We start from the raw sequence: 18,926 nt of genomic DNA on the forward strand, positions 1-18,926 counted from the left end.
CACTACCCCTGTTGCATGCGATGTAGGGCCGCGTAATGCCCCCGTTCTCGTTGGATAAGTTCGGCATGCGTGCCTTGCTCGACAATATCGCCGCGCTCCATGACAACGATGCGATGAGCATCCTTCACCGCTGACAATCGATGGGCAATTACCAGTACAGTCCGGCCTTGACTGATCTGGCGCATGTTCTTCTGGATGATGCGCTCGGACTCATAGTCCAGAGCACTAGTGGCTTCATCGAAGATCAAGATGCGGGGGTTTGAAAGCAGCGCCCGTGCAATAGCAATGCGTTGACGCTGACCGCCCGACAGCGTTGAACCCTGCTCGCCGACCATCGTGTCGTAACCTTCGGGCAACTCGGCGATAAACTCGTGGGCACCGGCCAACTGCGCCGCCGCGATGACCTGTTGCAATGGCGTACCGGGATCGTTGAGCGCGATGTTCTCGCGAATGCTCCGGCTGAACAGCACGTTTTCCTGAAGCACCACGCCGATCTGGCGGCGCAGCGAACTGGCGTCAATGGTCGAGATGTCCACTCCATCAACCAGCACACGACCTTGTTCTGGCTGGTACAAGCGCTGCACCAGCTTAGTCAGGGTGCTTTTACCTGAACCGGAGCGTCCGACGATCCCTACCGTTTCCCCGGCCTTGATTACCAAGCTAACCCCTCGCAACGCAGACTGTGCACCTGGCCGGTAACGAAACTCGACCTTGTCGAACTCGATCGTGCCACGCACAGGCGGTAATGCCGGCCTGGGGGTATGCACTTCGGTACGGGTATTCAAAATATCTCCCAGCCGCTGCATCGAAATGCCCACCTGCTGGAAGTCCGCCCATAGTTGTGCCAGACGCATCACCGGGCCTGCGACGTTCCCCGATAGCATGTTGAAGGCAATCAGTTGGCCGACAGTCAACTGCCCATCAATTACCAAGCGCGCACCCAGCCACATGGTGCCGACGGTGACCAGTTTGCTGATCAGCGTCACGCCGCCGTTGGCAACGGTACTGATAGTGGTGGTACGAAACCCGGCTTTGACGTAAGCGGCCAACTGGTTGTCCCACTTACGTATCCACTGCGGTTCAACGGCGCTGGCCTTGAGTGTCTCCACACCGCTGATGGTCTCCACCAGAAATGACTGGTTCTGTGCACCACGGTTGAATTTCTCATTCAACCGCGCACGCAGAGCCGGCGTAAAACCCACGGATAAGAGGAAATAACAGGGCAACGAGACCACCACGATCAGCGTCAGCCAGACGCTGTAGTAGGTCATGACGGCAAGGAACACAATGGAGAAAAACAGGTCCAGTACCACCGTGATGGCGTTGCCAGTCAGGAACGAACGGATGTTTTCCAACTCACGTACCCGCGCCACCGAGTCGCCCACCTGACGGGCGCGGAAATAAGCCAGCGGCAGATTCAATAGGTGTCGGAACAACCTGGCACCCAGTTCCACATCGATGCGGCTGGAGGTGTGGGCAAACACATAACTGCGAAGCGCGTTGAGCACCACTTCGAAGGTGACGACCGCCAACAACCCGACCGCAATCACATCTAATGTCGTGAAACTGCGGTGCACCAACACCTTGTCCATCACGACCTGAAAGAACAGCGGCGTGACCAGCGCAAAGAGCTGAAGAACGAAGGACACTACAAACACTTCCAGCAGCAACCGGCGATACTTAACGACGGCAGGAATGAACCAACTGAAGTCGAACTTCGCCAGGTCGCCGGCGATGGAGGCGCGAGAAGCAATCAGGATCAATTCGCCTGCCCAGCGTTGTTGCAACTCTTCCAGGCTCAATTCACTGGGGCCTGGTTGACGAGGATCCTGGATCAACACTTTGTCGGCGTCATGCCGTGCCAGGATGAAAAAATTGCCATCCCGGTCACAGCCCATCGCCGGCAGCGGGGTAGTAGCGAGACGCTCAATTCGGGTGCTCACCCTTCGAGCCCGTAGGTCTAGTTTTTTCGCCGCCAGCAATACCTCGGTCACACCGAACCGCTCGGCATCGCCGCGAAACTCATGGGCCAACTGATCGATATCGACTGCCACCTGGTGATAGCGAGCAAGCATGGCCAGACAGAGAAGGCCGGTATCGACGACGCCCTCACCTGAGGGAGGGCTCCCGCCGACGCCAGCCTGCTCATCGAGATTTTTCATGGGACGTGAATGTTCGTGCTCGCCCCTCATTGCCAGTTCGCCGCGATCACCGGCGCCAAGGCAGTGGCGTAAGCAGGTGGCAAGGTAGTTTGACCACTTGCCGGAGGCGTGAACGCCGCCATGGCATTGACCAGGTTTTCTACCTTGGTATCCAGAAGGACTTTGGAACTGACCTGAATTTTCTCAACGTGATGCTGAGTGCCCAGGTACCAGTCATCCACAATTACCTTGTCGTCAGTCCCGATCACGCTGATCTCCAGGTCATCGCCTACATGACGGAACCAAAGCTTGTCGGCAGTACGTCCACCAGAAGCCAGTAGAATCGTGTCTACGTTGCCTACTGTGGCATCGTTTTCGATAATGTGGTCTAACCCGAAGGAGTCGCTCACCATCAGGTACCGATCATCACCCGTACCACCAATCAACGTGTCGTTACCCGCGAATCCATTAAGGATGTCGTTGCCGCCTGCGCCGCTCAAGGTATTGGCGGCACCATTGCCGAGCACGGAATTGGCAGCATCGTTCCCCATGGCATCAATAGCGCCATCTCCCACCAGCAGTACTCGCTCGACATTCTCCGGCAACGTAAAGGAGACATAGGAACGGACCAAGTCGTTGCCCTCATTGGGCATTTCGACAACCTTGTCTTCGACGCTGGAAACCTCGTAGGTATCGTCCCCCTGCCCACCAATCAAGGTATTGCGACCGGAGCCACCCACCAGGGTGTCGTTGCCTGCATTACCGATCAAGGTATCGTCGCCGGCGCCTCCTGATAGTGAGTCGGCCTCCGGCCCGCCCACAAGTGTGTCGTCGCCGTCATTAGCGCTCGGTGGGGGAGGCCCGCTCTGCCAGTTCGCATCGAGTACCGGCTTCAACACGGCCATAAGGCTGCTGGGCATGAGCTTCTGCCCTTCAGTCGGTGGCGTCAGCTTGGCCATGGCCTGAACCAGCGCCTCGACCTGACTCGCCAACAAGATTGCCCCCGAAGCGGTCTGGAATTTTTCCACGCGATACTGCGACCCAAGGTACCAGTCACCCACCCGCAGATAGTCATCGGTACCAATGATCGCGACTTTCAGGTCGTTCTGCTCACGGCTGAACCAGAGCTGGCTGGTAAGGATGGCGGCACCGAACCGCACGATGTCGGTATTACCAGGCGTTGCATCATTTTCAACAATATGATCGCTGTCATCATCCCGACCAAACAGGTAGGTATCGTTGCCGAGTCCACCTATCAAGGTGTCATGAAAAGCGCCACCGGACAGAATATCGTCCCCATCGCGCCCCTCCAGCCAATCACTGCCCTCGCCGCCGTACATAGTATTGGCCTGGTTATTCCCCCTGAGTTTGTCGGCGAACTGGCTGCCCACCAGGCTTTCGACATTAAGCAAAGTGTCGTTGCCCGAACCTCCTGTGGCCTGGATAGCGGTCAAGGCAAGATCGAGTACGACGCCGCCCGTAGAATTGGCGTAAGACACCGTATCCGTGCCGGCGGCACCGTCGATAAAATTATCCCCGACCGTAGCGTCAATCCGGTTATCCAGGGCATTGGCAGTAAGGCTGCTCCTGCCTGTTGTAAGGATCTGCACGTTCTCAATATTTTGCCCCAAGGTGTATTGATCGACAGATAAGAGCACGGTATCCACACCGCCATCGGTCAGTTCGATCACCACATCATTGCTGCTATCCACAACATAGGTGTCATCACCCAGCCCACCACGCAAAGTATCGGCCCCGAGCCCGCCATCGAGCCGGTTGTTCCCCGCATTGCCGGTCAGTACGTCGTCAAAACGAGTGCCGACCAAGTTTTCAATGGAGATCAAGGTATCGCTACCAGAACCAGCGGTCTGCTGGTCGCTGGCAAGGTCCAGGCTAACCACCACCGCCGAGGTCATGTTTTCATAACTGACAGTGTCGCTGCCTCCCGCGCCATCCATCACGTTGCTGTCCTGGCTCGCGTAAATGACATTGGCTAAGTCATTACCAGTCAACCAGGTCTTGCCCAATTGCAAGATACGAGCGTTTTCGACGTTGTCAGCCAGGATGTAATTGATGAGCCAGGAGTTGACTGTATCCGTGCCGGCATTCCGGTTTTCTATGACAATGTCACCAGCATTTTCGACCACGTAGGTATCGTCGCCGTTGCCACCAGCCATCCAGTCAGCGCCACTGGCACCGTCGATAGTATTTCCCTTTGCATTTCCCGTAATCGTATCGTTGTAGCCACTCCCAATCGCATTATCGATGTAAAGCAGCTCGTCCTTGCCAGACCCACCTGTCACCTCTGGTGCGTAGTGGTCAAAGGTCAGATTGAGGGTGATCGCCGACTTTGCATATTGATAACTAACAGTATCGTTGTTAGGCACGTCACTCGCGGTAGTACTACCAATTAGTTGGTCGTCCCCATCCCCGGCATAAAGGACATTCGCCAACGCATTGCCCCAGAGGGTCATACCCGTTGTCCCTAGGATGCGCCCATTCTCTACATTCTCTGGCAGGGTGTAATACGGCAAAGGGACCAACGCCTGGGAAGATACGACGACTGTATCGGTGCCGGCACTCGGCGCCTCGATGATCTTGTCATCGCGATGATCAACGTAGTAGACGTCATCACCCGATGTGCCCTGCATGGTATCGGCGACAGGACTTCCTTGAGGGGGCCCTTGTACCACGACACTTCGGGGAACACTGGCAGCCGCAAGCACCGAGCGCAAAGTTGCGTCATCAGGACCTTCAAACCCGACCTGTGGATTGAATTCCGGGTGCGCCGCCCGATACGCAGCCATGGTTTGTACCAGGCCATCAATCTCGTATAGCGCCACGCCATCGCCCGTCAAAATCCGTTCAAGCCGATTAGCTGCATTGGCGTACCAGTCTCTCAGAGTGACCCGATCCTCTGTACCCACGACCTCGACAAGCAGATTATCGCCCGAGCGACTGAACCAGAGTTGGCGAGCGTTGACATCATTACCGAACAATAACGTCCCGGTCTGCAGCGTCACGCCGGTAAGTCCGTTGATAATTAGGTCTTGACCATCGCCGCGATTGAACACATAAGTATCGCTGCCGCCACCGCCATACAGCAGGTCGTTTCCGCGACCACCGTTGAGCGTGTCATCACCCATTCCGGCATTTAACAGATCGTCGCCTGCTAGGCCATACAGAGCATTACTACCGGCATCGCCGTGCAGTTCGTTAGCCAGTCCGTTACCGGTCAATTGCAGGCCGATCCCCATAGAGACCAGAGCTTCGACGTTCGCCGCCAGTTGTAGCACGCTCAAGCTGGTCTGAATCGTATCGTAACCCCCATTGACAGTCTCAATGACGGCGTCCGGACCGTTGATCACATATACGTCATTGCCACCAAGGCCTATAAGACGACTGCCCCGACCATTGCCTAACAAGCGGTTACCACCTTCGCTACCGGTGAGCGTAAGGTTTTTGTCGCCAGTCAGTTGTCCATTTTCGATGCTGGCAAATTTGCCTAGGTCCAGATTCACTGAAGTCTGGATCGTATCGCTGCCCTCACCAGCATTTTCATGGATTTCATTGGCCAGGTTGGCATCGTCCCAAATATAGGTATCGTCGCCGACCCCACCCGCCAGATAGTCGTTCCCGGCTCCTCCGACAAGCATGTCATCGCCTTCTCCTCCATAGAGCGTGTCCGTGCCATCGCCGCCATACAATTCATCATTGCGGGTACCGCCATACAGCACATCGTTACCACTACCGCCATACAACCGATCATCGCTGTTATAGCCGCCGGAAATTACATCATTGCCGCCTCGCCCATACACGGTGCCACCGGAAAAAGGTGTCCCGAGGGCATCGGAGCCCATGGTCCCGACCACTGGTTGATTTTGGGACCCAAGCCAACCGTCAAGCCTGTAGGTTGCATCAAAGAAGGGATCAAAAAAGGTGCCATTAGCACCCATCACATCCGCCAGCACCATGTAGCTGGTAAAGACCGAACCGTCGGCCTGGGTCTTTTCAAAGGTGAGCAGAATGTCACTGGCCAGTTCGTTGTCTGCGGATACAGGTATCCAGGCGTTCAGAGAGAACTTACCGTCCTTGGCGCGTGTTGGGTCAAGACGCCCCAACTGCCAAGCATGACGATTGTTGGCGTCGTCGCGCAGCAGACCTACCGTATCGGCGCTCGCACCTCGCTCTACGACTCTATCTCCTCGATCCATCTGCACAACGGCAAAACCAAGGTTGGCCCGATCAAACACATAGGTATCCGCACCCTCGCGGCCACGTGCGTAGACATTGCCGCTCAACTGGATAGTTTCCGAAGCCGCCGTGCCGAGGTTTATATTCGCCTCGGCCATTACTCCCTGGAGGTTGCGCACGCTATCAGCCAGCATATCCACATCTGCAGGCGCAGGGCGCGTACTTGGGTTTATAACGCCCGCTGCCGAGATCAACATACCGATTGATACAGTGGCGTCGTCGAATACGACAGATTCGACCTGCTGCTCGCCATTCTCGCCCTTTTCGATAATGACATCTGCGGCCAGAGAGCTGGCGCCTCCTCCCGAGATACGCAGGGCCCCATCATAAAGGACTTCGACCGTGACCTCTTTGCTCTTATAACCCTCCATCCTCAAGCGATCTTGGCCCCTAGCCCCCGCCCCCGCCGTGCCGATCAAGGCCATGACCGTCATGCCACCATCGCCTTTGCGATAGAGGTAGGTGTCGTTGCCGTCGCCGCCGTTCAGATAATCACGCAGTTTATAGGACCCGCTGGGTGATTCTCTGTATTTGGGATCGGATAAGAGGAACCCGTCACTTTGATAAACTGAACTCGACCAGCGCTCCGTGCTTAACGTGGTCGAAGTATCGCGCTGACGCTTTCCATTACTTAGCCACGTTCGCTCCAGGTAAGCACCGCCCCCCCAAAGTGTATCGTCGCCACCATTGCCCAGCAAAACGTCCGATTGCCCCACCACATCCCTGTAAGAACTGGAGTCAAGCAAGGAGTAAGAGGGTGCAGTACCAAAGGTGGTTTGGCTTGCCGAAAGATCGTTGCCACCGGAGGTATAGTCATACTCCGACGACGGGCTGCCGGATGTAGGCACTTTGATATTGCCCAGACGAAAACTGAATCGACCTTCTAAGTATTCGCTAGCCTCAGCCCCCATAACCATGGATGATTTGCGGCTATTGCCCAGGTTGAACCCGGCCAAGGAAAGACTCTGTCCCGAAGTGATATTGTAAAGACCTTGTTGACCGGGATCGACTCGTGTCATGCGACCATGGCTCAGTAGTAACGCATTGAGGTCCATGGTAATGGCCTTGCCCTGGTCATCAAGGATTGAGGTGAACGAGATATTCTTGACGTTGTTGTGCTGGACGCCATCGGCGAAGTAGCCCACGATATCCATCGTTATTTTGCCGTCTCGCGACTGCACGCGCAGTGTGTCGAAGGACCGTATGCTCTGATCACTCTGCGGTTTGAATCCGAACCGCAACGGATCATCAGTCATCCCAAGGTAACTCTGTAGCTCCGTTGTCCCCTCCCGAAGAACCGTACTTTGGTAGCCAGTCAAACTACCTTGCAACGGATTGCCTACACGATAAAAGAGCAGGGTCTCCGCGGTATTATCTGACACGACGAGTGTGTCTTCGCCTACGCTCTGATAGGAGCCCCGAATCACCATGGCACCATTGCTGGCCAGGTACTTGTCGTTCCCGGCCCCTCCATCCAAAACAGCCCCTGAGCCACCTGCCGCCAAGTCGTCGTTGCCTTCACGCCCGACCACATACCAGTAGGCCGCTTCGTTTGAAAGAATCGGTCCACCATACAAATGATCATCACCTGCGGTGCCGGCATAGGCACTGAGCTTGCTCTTGTCGCCTACCAACCCGGTGTCGTAAACCGCAACCCAGCCGAAATCCACAGGCACATAACCATCATTCTTCGGCTCAAAATCACTCAGTTTCTTGCGCACACCATTGGCAAACACCACTGTGGTGTCATCGGAGAAGTCTTTGAGGTTCAGCGAGTTGTTTCCCCAGGAAATCTTCCCGCGTATTTCGTGGAACAATTCGAATTTGACGGCTTCCAGGTTCAGGTCCGTAAACAGGATGGTGTCGGCCGCTGACAACGCCCACACCGTGTCATTACCAGATCCTGTGCCCACGCGAATCGTGTCGGTGCCGGAGCGTGCGATGATGACATCGTCTCCTGCGCCGCCCTCATAGACATTAATTCCATCGCCGCCAATCAGCGTATCGTTGCCAACGCCGCCATACAGTTCGTCGTTAAACTCGCCCCCGTAGAGCAAGTCGTCCCCCTCCTCACCGTACAGCGAGTTTTCTCCCGCGCCGCCAGTCAGCCTGTCGTTGCCTGCGCCCCCATAAAGCTTGTCGGCGCCCGCACCGCCTGCCAGCACATCGTCACCGGCATCGCCACGTAGCTCATCATCACCGACACCGCCTATCAGCGTATCGATGCCTACGCCGCCGTTCAGTCGGTCATCACCGTCGCCGCCATCCAGCACGTCGTCCCCGGCACCGCCATCCAGGGTGTCCTTGCCAGCGTTGCCTTGCAGGCTATCGTTACCACCACCACCGTAGATAGTGTCATCCCCGGCACCGCCGAGCAGTGTGTCGTTGCCCGATTGAGTGCCCGCCAGGTCATCGCCGTAGATAATGGCCCCGGCGCTACCTGCAGTGATCGCATCATTCCCCAGCCCACCGATCAGCGTATCGACGCCGGTCGAACTGCTGGCAAGCATCTGTATACGGTCATCACCCGCGCCGCTGTCGATTCGGTTACCACCGGCGAGCACGTAGAGGGTGTCAGCACCGTCACCGGTGTCGATGGTCAGGCCGTTGGCCTTGCGGGCGAACACGATATCGTCACCGCCCAGGGTGCTGAACGAGGTGGTACCAAGGCGCTCCTGCACGATGATGTCTGCGCCCTGGGTCAGATTTTGGCCGTTGAGCAGCAATGACGGGCGCGGGACGCCCTGGAACTGGAAGTTGCCAGGTAGCAGGTCGATATTGCCGGCAGCCAGCCGGTCAACGCTGAAGGTGAACGGCAACGCCAGCACCACACGCACACCGTCACTGTTGATCAGGCTGATGCGGGCGGAGAAAGTATTGACGTCACTGCTTGAATAGGTCGCCGTCGTCCGCAACTGCAAGCTGCCGGCGTTGAGAAACTCCACCGTATCCAGGCTTTCCAGATCGGCGATTACCGACGTCTTGTAGCCGGCCGCGAACACAAACCGATCAGCGCCAGTACCGCCGTACAGCAAGCCACCACGGGTGGTGAGGATATCGTTACCCGCGCCGCCCCACAGCGAGCCCGAGCCGGTCAACGTGTCGTCGCCGTCGCCGCCTTCAAGCATGCCGCTGCCTGTAAGGGTGTCTTTACCGGCACCGCCGCGTATGACCGAACTGGGGCCAGCAATTCGCACACCACCAACGGCGTCATTGGTTAACAACACCACTTCGGCACCGATATCCGCAACGCCTTGCAGAATGTCATCGCCGTCATCACCGGACAGGGTGTCGCCGCCGGACACGTCGATCAGGGTGTCGTCACCCTTACCGCCCTCAAGAATGTCGCCACCGGCGCCCCCTTCCAGCCGGTCGTCGCCGTCGCCGCCGCTCAGCTTGTCCTGACCAGCACCGCCGTACAAAAAGTCCTTTCCGGTTCCGCCATCGAGTTCATCGTCGCCGCCATTACCGGTCAGGATGTCGTCACCACTGCCGCCGAGCATTCGATCAGCCGAATCGTCGCCAATCACCTCGTCATTTCCGCCGCCAGCGTCGAATAGCCGGAGACTGTCCGTGAGAGCTTTGAGCCATTTATCCGACAAACCGACGGGAGCACTCACCACAGAGCGGCCCACCAGCATCAGGTCATCCCCGCCGGTGCCCTGCGGCCCCCAAGTCACACCCTGAACCTCAAACCAATAGGCCAGTTGCTCCAGGGTATAGGATTGACCGTCGACTAAATAAAGGTTCAGCAAACTACCGTCGGCCTGACGCTCCTGGATCAACGTCGGGTTGAAACTTACTCGATCGCCGTTGTGATAAGACACCACGCCGCCGCTGACCACACCGTTGAAATAGACGCCGTTTTCCGTCACGGTCAGGCCGTCTCGTGAATAGGGTTTCTTACGACCGACTACGGGAATGGGTGACACATAGATAACGTTTTTGGTAGTTACCCCGTCGGATGCCGGGTTGATCTTTACCTCACCGCTGGCTGACATCCAATTCAGTTGTGTGTCGGTCAAGGCCTGCTTGACGCCCTGCAACACAACATTGCGTGTGCCACCCTGGCCCTGGTAGCTCAAGTGCAGGCCGTCTGCCTGCACCGCCTGGCTGACGTTGCTGGTGCTTAGGCGATCCTTACCACGCAATACCAATGAGTCGCCGCTGGCAATATTAAAATCAACAATCGTCACGGTGCCAGGACCGTCGTCTTCAATCAGGAAAATGTCTGCTTCGGTGCCCCCGGTTAGGCGGTCGCCCACACCGCCCACCAGCAAATCCTTGCCCGCACCGCCGTCTAGGACATCGCTGCCCTGTCCACCTTCCAATCGGTCCTTGCCATCGCCTCCCGTCAAGGTGTCGTTGCCACGCGCACCGATCAAGGTTTCGTCCCTATCCGCCCCCAGCAACGTGTCGTTGCCATCGGTGCCCACCACCCGATCTACTCCGGGCATGACCGTCAAAGTCTGTCCATTCACCAGACTTGTTGTGGCGCCGGAGAGGTCAATGCGTACAGCACTGCTGACGGAGGCGGCGTTCAGCTCAGAGGGGCCGGACACCGGATCGATCCGCCAGTTGCCGGCATACTCGTCGGTCAAGACATAGTGCTTTACGCCGTCCTGGGCAGTACCCGCCACCTGCAGGCTAGCACTCACTCCACCCAACCCCGCAGCGCCGACGGCCTTGTCCTCTATCACCAACTGCCAGTTACCGTAGGTGTCCTCACCTCGGAACTGCACACTCATCAGGTCTACGTCCAGTAGCGTCCCCCCCGAGGGATTGGCAATGTGCCCGGCCAGGCCAGGCCGATCCAATAGCACGCTGCGAGTGCCGGACGGGGAAATCAGGGTCACCACCAGATCGCTCCAGCGCGTATGGCCCACACTCAGGTGCAATAGCGCTTGCTCGGCCCCCACGTGTTTGTCGACAAAGAACGACAGAGTTCTTTGTCCCATGTCCGGCAATGCATCCGCCTGCGCCGCCACCGAGTTCGTGTATTCAGCGGTGGAGGAGCCCGGCGTCCAGGTTTCTGCCATGCGCACGGCAGCGGACGCATCGACCATGCCGAAGCCGAAGTCGTCGCTGAAGTGCATGCCGACACCATTCCAGCCGAGGTCTCGGTTATTCGACCAAGTGGTGCCCGAAACGGTGCCGGTGCCCATATCCTTGCGGGCCGTCAAGGCCAGAATCGTCTGCACGTCTCGGTAGGTCAGCTTGGCGTTGGCCTGCAACATCAGCGCGGCGATACCCGACACAATGGGCGCTGCAAATGATGTTCCCTGCGTCTCTGCGCTGGTGCTGCCGATCTTGTTGCCATCTGCAGTCTCAACTTGGACACCGGTTGTCATGATGTTGGAGGCCGGCGCAGACACCAGAATATTGGCACCGCGATTGCTGAATGGCCGGGATGGCTGGGTACTGCCACCCACATTGCCAATCAAGTTCACCCCGCCAACGGTAATGCTGTATTCGTTGCTGGTCAGCGTGCTGAGCCCGGCGTCATAGCCCTTGGCACGGTCATTCCCGGCGCTGTACACCATGACAGTGCCAAGACCCTGACGGCCCTGTGTGGCCGCGATTCGCTGGGCGGTAAACTCCGCCTGGGTTTGCATCAATAGCGCGGGGTCACCTGCGGTCAGGCCGGCGTACCAACCAAACTGATCAGGGTTGCTTTGCCCCCAACTGTTGTTGACGACGTCGTAGTACTGCATCGACATCAGGTCTTCGCGAAAACGCGCCACCGTCGCCGTCGGGTTGGAGAACGGAATAAACCCCTTGGCATCCAGCGTCGCATCGTAAGCGACGCCCACGCCGCCAATGCCATTACGAGCCGCGCCGATCACACCGGCTACCATGGTCGCGTGCGTCGCATGTACCCAGGTGTCGCTGAAGCTGCCACTCTTGTTGGCGACCAGGTCGGGATGATTGAGATCGGCGGCCTGGCGATCCGACGCAAACTCACCGCTAGGCTCCAGCACCAGTACCTTGACGCCCTTGCCTGTATAACCGTGCTCCCAGGCGGCTCCGACACCCACAGCCCCCAGGTACCATTGCTTGACGTAATCCGGATCGCTGGGAGCTCCCAAAGGCACCAACAGCACTCGGGCTTTCATCTCGCCTTGCAGCGTACTGTCGCCCGTGTTCGCGATGATTGGCGCTGCATTGCCCTGTGCATCGTTGACGCGATAGCTGAACTCAATCGGTCCGCTGTAACCAGCCGTCGGGGTGAACGTCACGCTCAAACGATCCGAGCTGAGTCGGACCGTTCCACCGACAGCGTCGCCAACCCAATTGATATTCAACTGAGCCGCATCCAGGTGCTGGAAATCCAAATCGTTGGCCAACAGGCTCGCCACCGCGATAGTCACCGGGCCACCCGCCGCTATGGAAATTCGGTCGTCCACGGGCAGCGGAGCATCCAGTCCGAGCGCCAGGGCGGTCATTGCTGTGCCGGATTTGAACGCAAAGCTTTCGACGTTGTTCAGCAGCATCGTGCCGTCACGGTCAGCCACCAGGTCGGTGATCTGATAGGCTCCGCTGGCGGTGCGAACAAAACGGTATTGCGACAGGCTGCCCGACAATTGGATCAGGTCGATGCCGGCCCCACCGTCGATGACATCGTTACCGCCTGAGCCAATGATGATGTCGTCACCGGCGCCGCCATCAATGAGGTCATCCCCAGCGCCACCGTCAAGCACATCGCCGCCGGCCTCACCGAACAGTTGGTCATTGCCACGGCCACCACGGATCAGGTCATCGCCGGAACCGCCATAGACAACGTCATTGCCATCCTGGCCCGACAGCGCATCGTCAGCGCCGCCGCCACGGATGTAGTCATCACCGGCAGCACCTTCGATAAAGTAGTTATCCGCACCGCCACCAATCAGCACATCCGCGCCGTAGCCGCCGTAGACCACCTCGATATTGGCCTGGGACAGGTTCAGGGACACGCCTCTGTCGTCCGCGATCAACACCGTATCGATGCCAGCTCCGCCATCGATATCCACCTGGCGGTCCCAATGGTCAATGACCAACAGATCGCTGCCCGCCCCACCCTGAAATTTGTCGGATCCTTGGCCGCCGATCAGCCAATCATTGCCTGAGGTGCCGATCAGCGTGTCGTTACCCACGTGGCCGATCGCCTGGGTCGCGCCGCTACCATTGAGGTCAAGGCGCACGCCCAGCGCACTCTTGGCGACCAATGCGGCTTGCTCGCCGAGTACGGATTTGTCGACACCAGCTGCATACGAGGCAGTCACCGGTTTGCCCGAAGGTGCATGCGGCGAAAGGTCAACATCCCAAAGGGTACGGGTCGTCCCATTGGTGTAGGTGGCGACTACGCCTTTGACATTAGTTTGCCCGGCCACCGCGCCTGAGATTGGCGTCAGGTTGATGGATTGGATTCCGAGATCTGCCAGGCTGGACAGCTCACCAGCGCTGGCGTAAGCGTCCTGATTGCGATCGGCCCACAGCCGCAGTGCGGACCATTGTTTGTCCGTAGCATCCAGCTTGCCGTCGCCGTTGGAGTCAAGCGTTGCCAGGGCTGGACGAGCTCCGGCGCTTTGTGCGGTCAGGGTAAAAAGTTCGGTGCCATTGGCGATACGTCCATCGCCATTGCGGTCGAGGACCAGAATCGGATCTGTGGAAGCGGTCCAAGGCAAACGCTCTGCGACACCGTCGGCATCAAGGTCGAAGTCTATCTGCCCCACGCCGATGCGCACGCCATCACCGCCGCCATCGAGCACAATCGGGTCGGTATCCGCCACCGTATCGGCAGCCTGCTTGGCGTCCAATAACGCCGCGACGTAGTCACTCTCGACAACCCACCAGCCATCGGCACTCACCCCACCGTTGGCATTGGAGGCATTTTCACCCACCAATATCGTTTGGGAGCTGTTTAATTCGAATTCTCGCCCATCCGCAAACTTGACTGTGCCCACCTGGCCTGCATCCGGGGTAAAACCAATCCAGTTACCTTGAGCATCAAAGTACAGCGTGGCGTTGTAGCTCTTCCCATTCTGAGTCACTACCCCATGATTACCGCTGGCCGGGGTCGGCATCTCCCAGCCCATCCCCTCTTCACCCATCGAGCCCGCGCTTTGGGTCTGGGCCCGCAGCGCGGCCATCTGTGCAGCCAGATCGTTGACACTGCCATTACCGGGACGGGTGCCACCGGTCACCACGTTGCTGGGCGAGACGAATTCGATACCGTCACGGTTCACATAGCGTTCAAGCATGGTCGCCGCGTAACCTGCGCCAGACTGCAGCAAACCCTGTCCGCCGCCTGTACCGCCAAGGTTCAGGTTGGACGGATTGAGCGTCGAGGGGTCAGTAGCCACATCCAGAATGCTGCCGTTGTGGTTCGTTGAGCCATTGAGTTGATTGGAGAGCCAGGCCTTGAGCTGTTCCTTGTTTTCTTTGTAGGCCTCATAGGCCGGTGCCTGTTCGATACTGTCGGCAAAGGTATTCAACTGTTGGATAGAGCTGTCATTCGGATAGAGCTGACCGTACAGGCGGATCACGCCGATAATGTCTTCGCCAGACAACAGCAAATCCCACGCGTGCTTGGCCCAACCAAACGGCAATGCCAGGCTCACGCCAATATCGAACGCCGCCTCGCCAGCCACTTCACGCAGCGCCTTTTCATCGAGTTCAAGACCCAAGGCCTTGCGCGCGTCATCGAACGAAACAGGACGATTGAGCTCGGCGGCCATCGCCTCTTGCTGATGGAAGACCATGGTGACCAGCCCAGCTGCGGTGAGTGCAACAATGGCGGTGCTGTGGCCTTTTTTTACTATTCCGACTGATTGGTGTATTTGAGCCTTGGCGAAGACCGAAGGCGTTGAAGCTTTGATGCCTAATTGACTGTCCATGGCCTTGGCGACATCAGCGCTGGAGGCAAAGGTTGAAACGTCCAGCGCGCTTTTAGAGCCCGGGGTGGCATCCAGAGCGCCGGCGCCTGCATGTGAGCCTGGGGCAAACTGACTCCCGGTAATATAGGCTGGGTGGCTGGTGATGGCGGGGTTAAAGGTTAACGTATCAACATCGAAGAACGTGTTGGAAAACTTCGCCCATAGTTCAGTTGACGTTGCGTCCAAGCGACTGCCATCTGAGGTATGAAGTTTGAGTCCTGAGTTTGGATTTACCAGCTCTGCTTTTAAAAATGCGGCGTAACCATGAACCACTTTCGCCTGCGCCGTCAGCCAACCAGTTTCGGAGCCGTATGCCCCCCAATTGCCAGTTCCGCGTAACTCTCGGTACGCATCGTCGAATGCATCGAAGATACGCTTTTGGTCCGCATTGTAACCACTGTGATACCCGGTATGTGCAGCTCCGCCTACCACCTCGCGATTAGTTGCCGTGGTAGCTTTTTTTTCATCAATTGTATCAACCAGCGCGACGCCATTGGTTTTAAAGCTGACTTGGTCCCATAGACCTTTATTATCTTGCAGCGCTTGAAGAAATTCAGACGTTTTGAATATTTCGTTTGCTATCACGTGATGACGTGCATAGGTAACAGTATGGTCCCCATCCGTGGCGTGGACAGCCACTGACGGTAGAGATTTAACATCAACAAAACCGAGTTTATCGAGATCAAGATTGGCTGCCATTTTAATATCCCTATAATTAATATATGAAGCCATATCTCGAAGCGTGGAGATCAAAATTAGCCGTTAATCACAGCACATTTTTTTATGACATCCCACCCCTCGATATGCTCTTGCTTAATACGATTCCACAATTCATCCGAGCAAAAGTAACCTGATACCGAGCGACCGGGATGGTCCGGCGTTTTCCCAAACTCGCGTGGTAACTTCCAAAAATGATGCCCCTCGATAATCCGAGCATCCAATGTACATACAGCCGATCTCTCGTGATCGAAGCGAGCACTCCGTTTATAACCTTCTCTTCCAAACCCTTTAGTAAAGGTTGTTTGCTCAATAACAACCGCATCAACACTAACAAGTCCGAGTATCAGATAATACGTTCCAAATATTTTCTCATCAACGCCCTGCCGGAAGCTACGAACCTCAATAGGAAAAAAATCATGCCTGCCAGGCTCAAGTTCTTCCAATATATCGCGCAGACGCTGACAGATAACAAAAGGGCCGATATTCCACCCAATAATTCCCGGCACTCCTCCACTCTCAAGCTCGGAAACTCTCAGAACGCTTGGAATAGCAGCCCTCAACTCAGGAGTCAGCGGTTCCCCCGATCCGATTAAAGCAGACAACCGCCCATCAATTTTTGGATCGAATACTAGACCAACAACCTTTCCAGGCTCTGAAGTTAATCCAATCAAATACGGCATGCTCTTTCCTTATCAATACCTAGGTTCGGGACAATCCAAAATGTCGTGCTGCCAAAGCTTTAACAGCACCACTGTCAACTTTGCAGTGTGACTGACCCTCCTGCCTCCTTCAATGGAGGCCTTCGATAGAGCACAGCGGTTGAATTTTTGACTCCGCTTGCCCGCATCATTGCCTTCACAGATGAAGTTCAGGTTACTCAACCCCACGAAACCAGATTTAGCATTCAGTCGCCCCGAATCAATATCGTCTTGCCCCTACCCAGTATCGGCACCGTTATACCTAGACGGCTCGCGGGTAACGCCTCCGAACCTTGTAACAAAAATTTCACGATTGGCTTTCCGCCATACGACAATCAGCAGGTACCAAACCTAAATCGAATGCAGCATTACGCCTAGGTCAAAGCGGCCTGTTGGACGGAGTCAACCTTTCAATTTTTGCAGCCCAGGCGTGGTGGCCTTTATGAAGGTAGGTAGCCCCGATGACAACGCTGCTGAGAGAGAAGAATCAAACGTCCGTTGAGCCGTAATCCATGGCTTTCAGTACTACGTCTGTCCTCATACTAATCATTCCTGGCGCAACCTTACCGTTAGCTGAGGGCGGCTCTCGGACTGAATTAACACTCCATCAAACTGGAACACCTTTTTTCCTTGGAACACGTGGTGTTCCAGCTAAAACAAAGAGGTGTTCCAGGCTTAAAGCCACGAAATACTTGGCTTTCAGCCTTGGCGGAACACCTGGAACACCTGGAACACCGTTTTTTGAGGGGTATCGGTTTTTAACCCCCATCACCCCGTCGCATTGGGCGCCTTCAGCGATCAGCAGAGGGGTTCGCCACACGCCTCCCATCCCTCCTCCAAACGCGCAGACAGCAGGCAACACACGACCCGTCGGCCTTACTCATGGGTCCTTTGGAAGGTGATTTGGATTGGGGTAATTCGAACCCCGATGTTTTTTCAGATTCAAGTGGCTATAGGGGGTTCCGTCTCCGGTTGGGTAGTAGGTCAGTAGATGGCCAGGCCCCCCAGCCCTTGCACAGCTATCATTGAAGCTGTTGAGGTGTCAGGGGAAGAGGTGCCCCTGTGGTCACCACCATTACCCGCTGTTGGTACCCCAGATAAAGGGCGGCGGGATGAATGAATAACTCAACCCTCCTCAATCCGGTGCTCCACAGGCTCCCGGTGCACCATAAACGCTGAAGGCCACGGAATATATGGTTTTCAGGAGCTTTACACCGAATAGAAATAGTCGGAACACCTCGTATTCCAGCAGCTAAGCGTGTTGCAGGAGAGGGGAACATGCCCCCCTCTTAGGCTCGTCCCATCAAGCTCACCCACAGCCACACAGTTACCCTTCAAGAAGGGCAGATACCGGCCAAGAGCGGACTGTCGTTCACCTCCGGAGCGGACAAGGTATCGTTCATGGATGTGATCTGCTAGAAGGGATCATCGACAGGTTTCAATCAAAAAACTCAACAAACCACTCTCGGGAACGGTTGAAACTGTGGAAAAAATCAAGTTGATCAAAGCGATGATGAAAGCCGGCCGGGCTAAAGATCTACTGACATTCGTCGAAGGTGAGTCCCCCTACCTGACTGATGCGTCGGAGGGCGTATCAAATGCGCTAGAGCTGAGGCGCAATTGGATTCTGGTTGTTCATCACCTGCGATTCGTATCTATATTTGGGCATGAAAAATCTCCTCAGCAATGGAGCGGAAAAATTTTGGCGTCATATCCTTCTGACTTTGAGTTTTGGCTTGACGCCGGAGCCCCAGGGATTGCGGAAGTGGATCTGCACGCTTATCTGGCAGACTACCCTTTGTGAAGTCATCCAGAGGGCTGGCGGTCTAGAGCTGGTGTCACGCTTTATATTGAGTATCGTTCGGGTGTCCGCTGAGGGTCCAGGCTGTGTGAAAACGCACTAAATACGTCGAAAGTTGAGAACGACGGGCGTTGTCTGCGAAACCAGCAGACGGAAGCGCGAATAGCACTAGTCAGCTACATAGACGTTCGTAATGCTGCTTGGGCCGCGTTAGCGGCCCAAACAGCCGCTAACTGGCGAGCCAAGCGGCTGGATTCACGCCCTGATCGCCTCAAGCAGTCCTGCAATGCCGAAGATGCTCATCATTCGTTTGAGGTTGTAGGCGAGTACATGAAGGCTCATTTCGGTACTTACTCGCGGAAGTGTTTTGGTCAGGAAGTGGGTGGCTCCCATCCAA

General features: G+C 56.4%; 5 protein-coding genes. 1 reads left to right on the top strand and 4 read right to left on the bottom strand.

Going from position 1 to position 18,926, the window contains the following annotated elements:
- Positions 1-2 precede the first annotated feature (2 nt).
- From BLQ09_RS24855 to BLQ09_RS31145, 3 genes are read right to left on the bottom strand one after another with little or no spacing between them, the layout of a single operon-like run.
- Positions 3-2,162 (bottom strand): type I secretion system permease/ATPase, encoded by a 2,160-nt coding sequence (locus tag BLQ09_RS24855; protein WP_092358875.1) that lies wholly within the window; start codon positions 2,160-2,162, stop codon positions 3-5.
- A 26-nt stretch (positions 2,163-2,188) separates the two neighbouring features.
- Entirely contained in the window at positions 2,189-16,009 is a 13,821-nt protein-coding gene (locus BLQ09_RS24860; RefSeq protein WP_175472327.1) for a S8 family serine peptidase, read from the bottom strand.
- 56 nt (positions 16,010-16,065) lie between these two features.
- On the bottom strand, positions 16,066-16,710 hold the full coding sequence (locus tag BLQ09_RS31145; RefSeq protein ID WP_139202136.1) for an imm11 family protein: 645 nt from the start codon (positions 16,708-16,710) through the stop codon (positions 16,066-16,068).
- 1,501 nt (positions 16,711-18,211) lie between these two features.
- Between BLQ09_RS31145 and BLQ09_RS24870 the strand changes: the two genes are divergently transcribed.
- Positions 18,212-18,532 (top strand): hypothetical protein, encoded by a 321-nt coding sequence (locus tag BLQ09_RS24870; protein ID WP_092358881.1) that lies wholly within the window; start codon positions 18,212-18,214, stop codon positions 18,530-18,532.
- A gap of 252 nt (positions 18,533-18,784) precedes the next feature.
- On the opposite strand, the gene BLQ09_RS32030 is transcribed toward BLQ09_RS24870, so the two are convergent.
- Positions 18,785-18,926, bottom strand: a 142-nt coding sequence (locus BLQ09_RS32030; RefSeq protein ID WP_371914550.1) for a hypothetical protein, incomplete at its 5' end; no start/stop codon positions are given.

Source organism: Pseudomonas sp. NFACC25 (genome assembly GCF_900100935.1).
In the GTDB taxonomy this organism is placed as follows: Bacteria; Pseudomonadota; Gammaproteobacteria; order Pseudomonadales; family Pseudomonadaceae; genus Aquipseudomonas; species Aquipseudomonas marginalis.

Coding starts and splice junctions, on each gene's coding strand:
- BLQ09_RS31145 (WP_139202136.1), bottom strand. CDS start 16,710: ATGCCGTATTTGATTGGATTAACTTCAGAGCCTGGAAAGGTTGTTGGT.
- BLQ09_RS24855 (WP_092358875.1), bottom strand. CDS start 2,162: ATGAAAAATCTCGATGAGCAGGCTGGCGTCGGCGGGAGCCCTCCCTCA.
- BLQ09_RS24860 (WP_175472327.1), bottom strand. CDS start 16,009: ATGGCAGCCAATCTTGATCTCGATAAACTCGGTTTTGTTGATGTTAAA.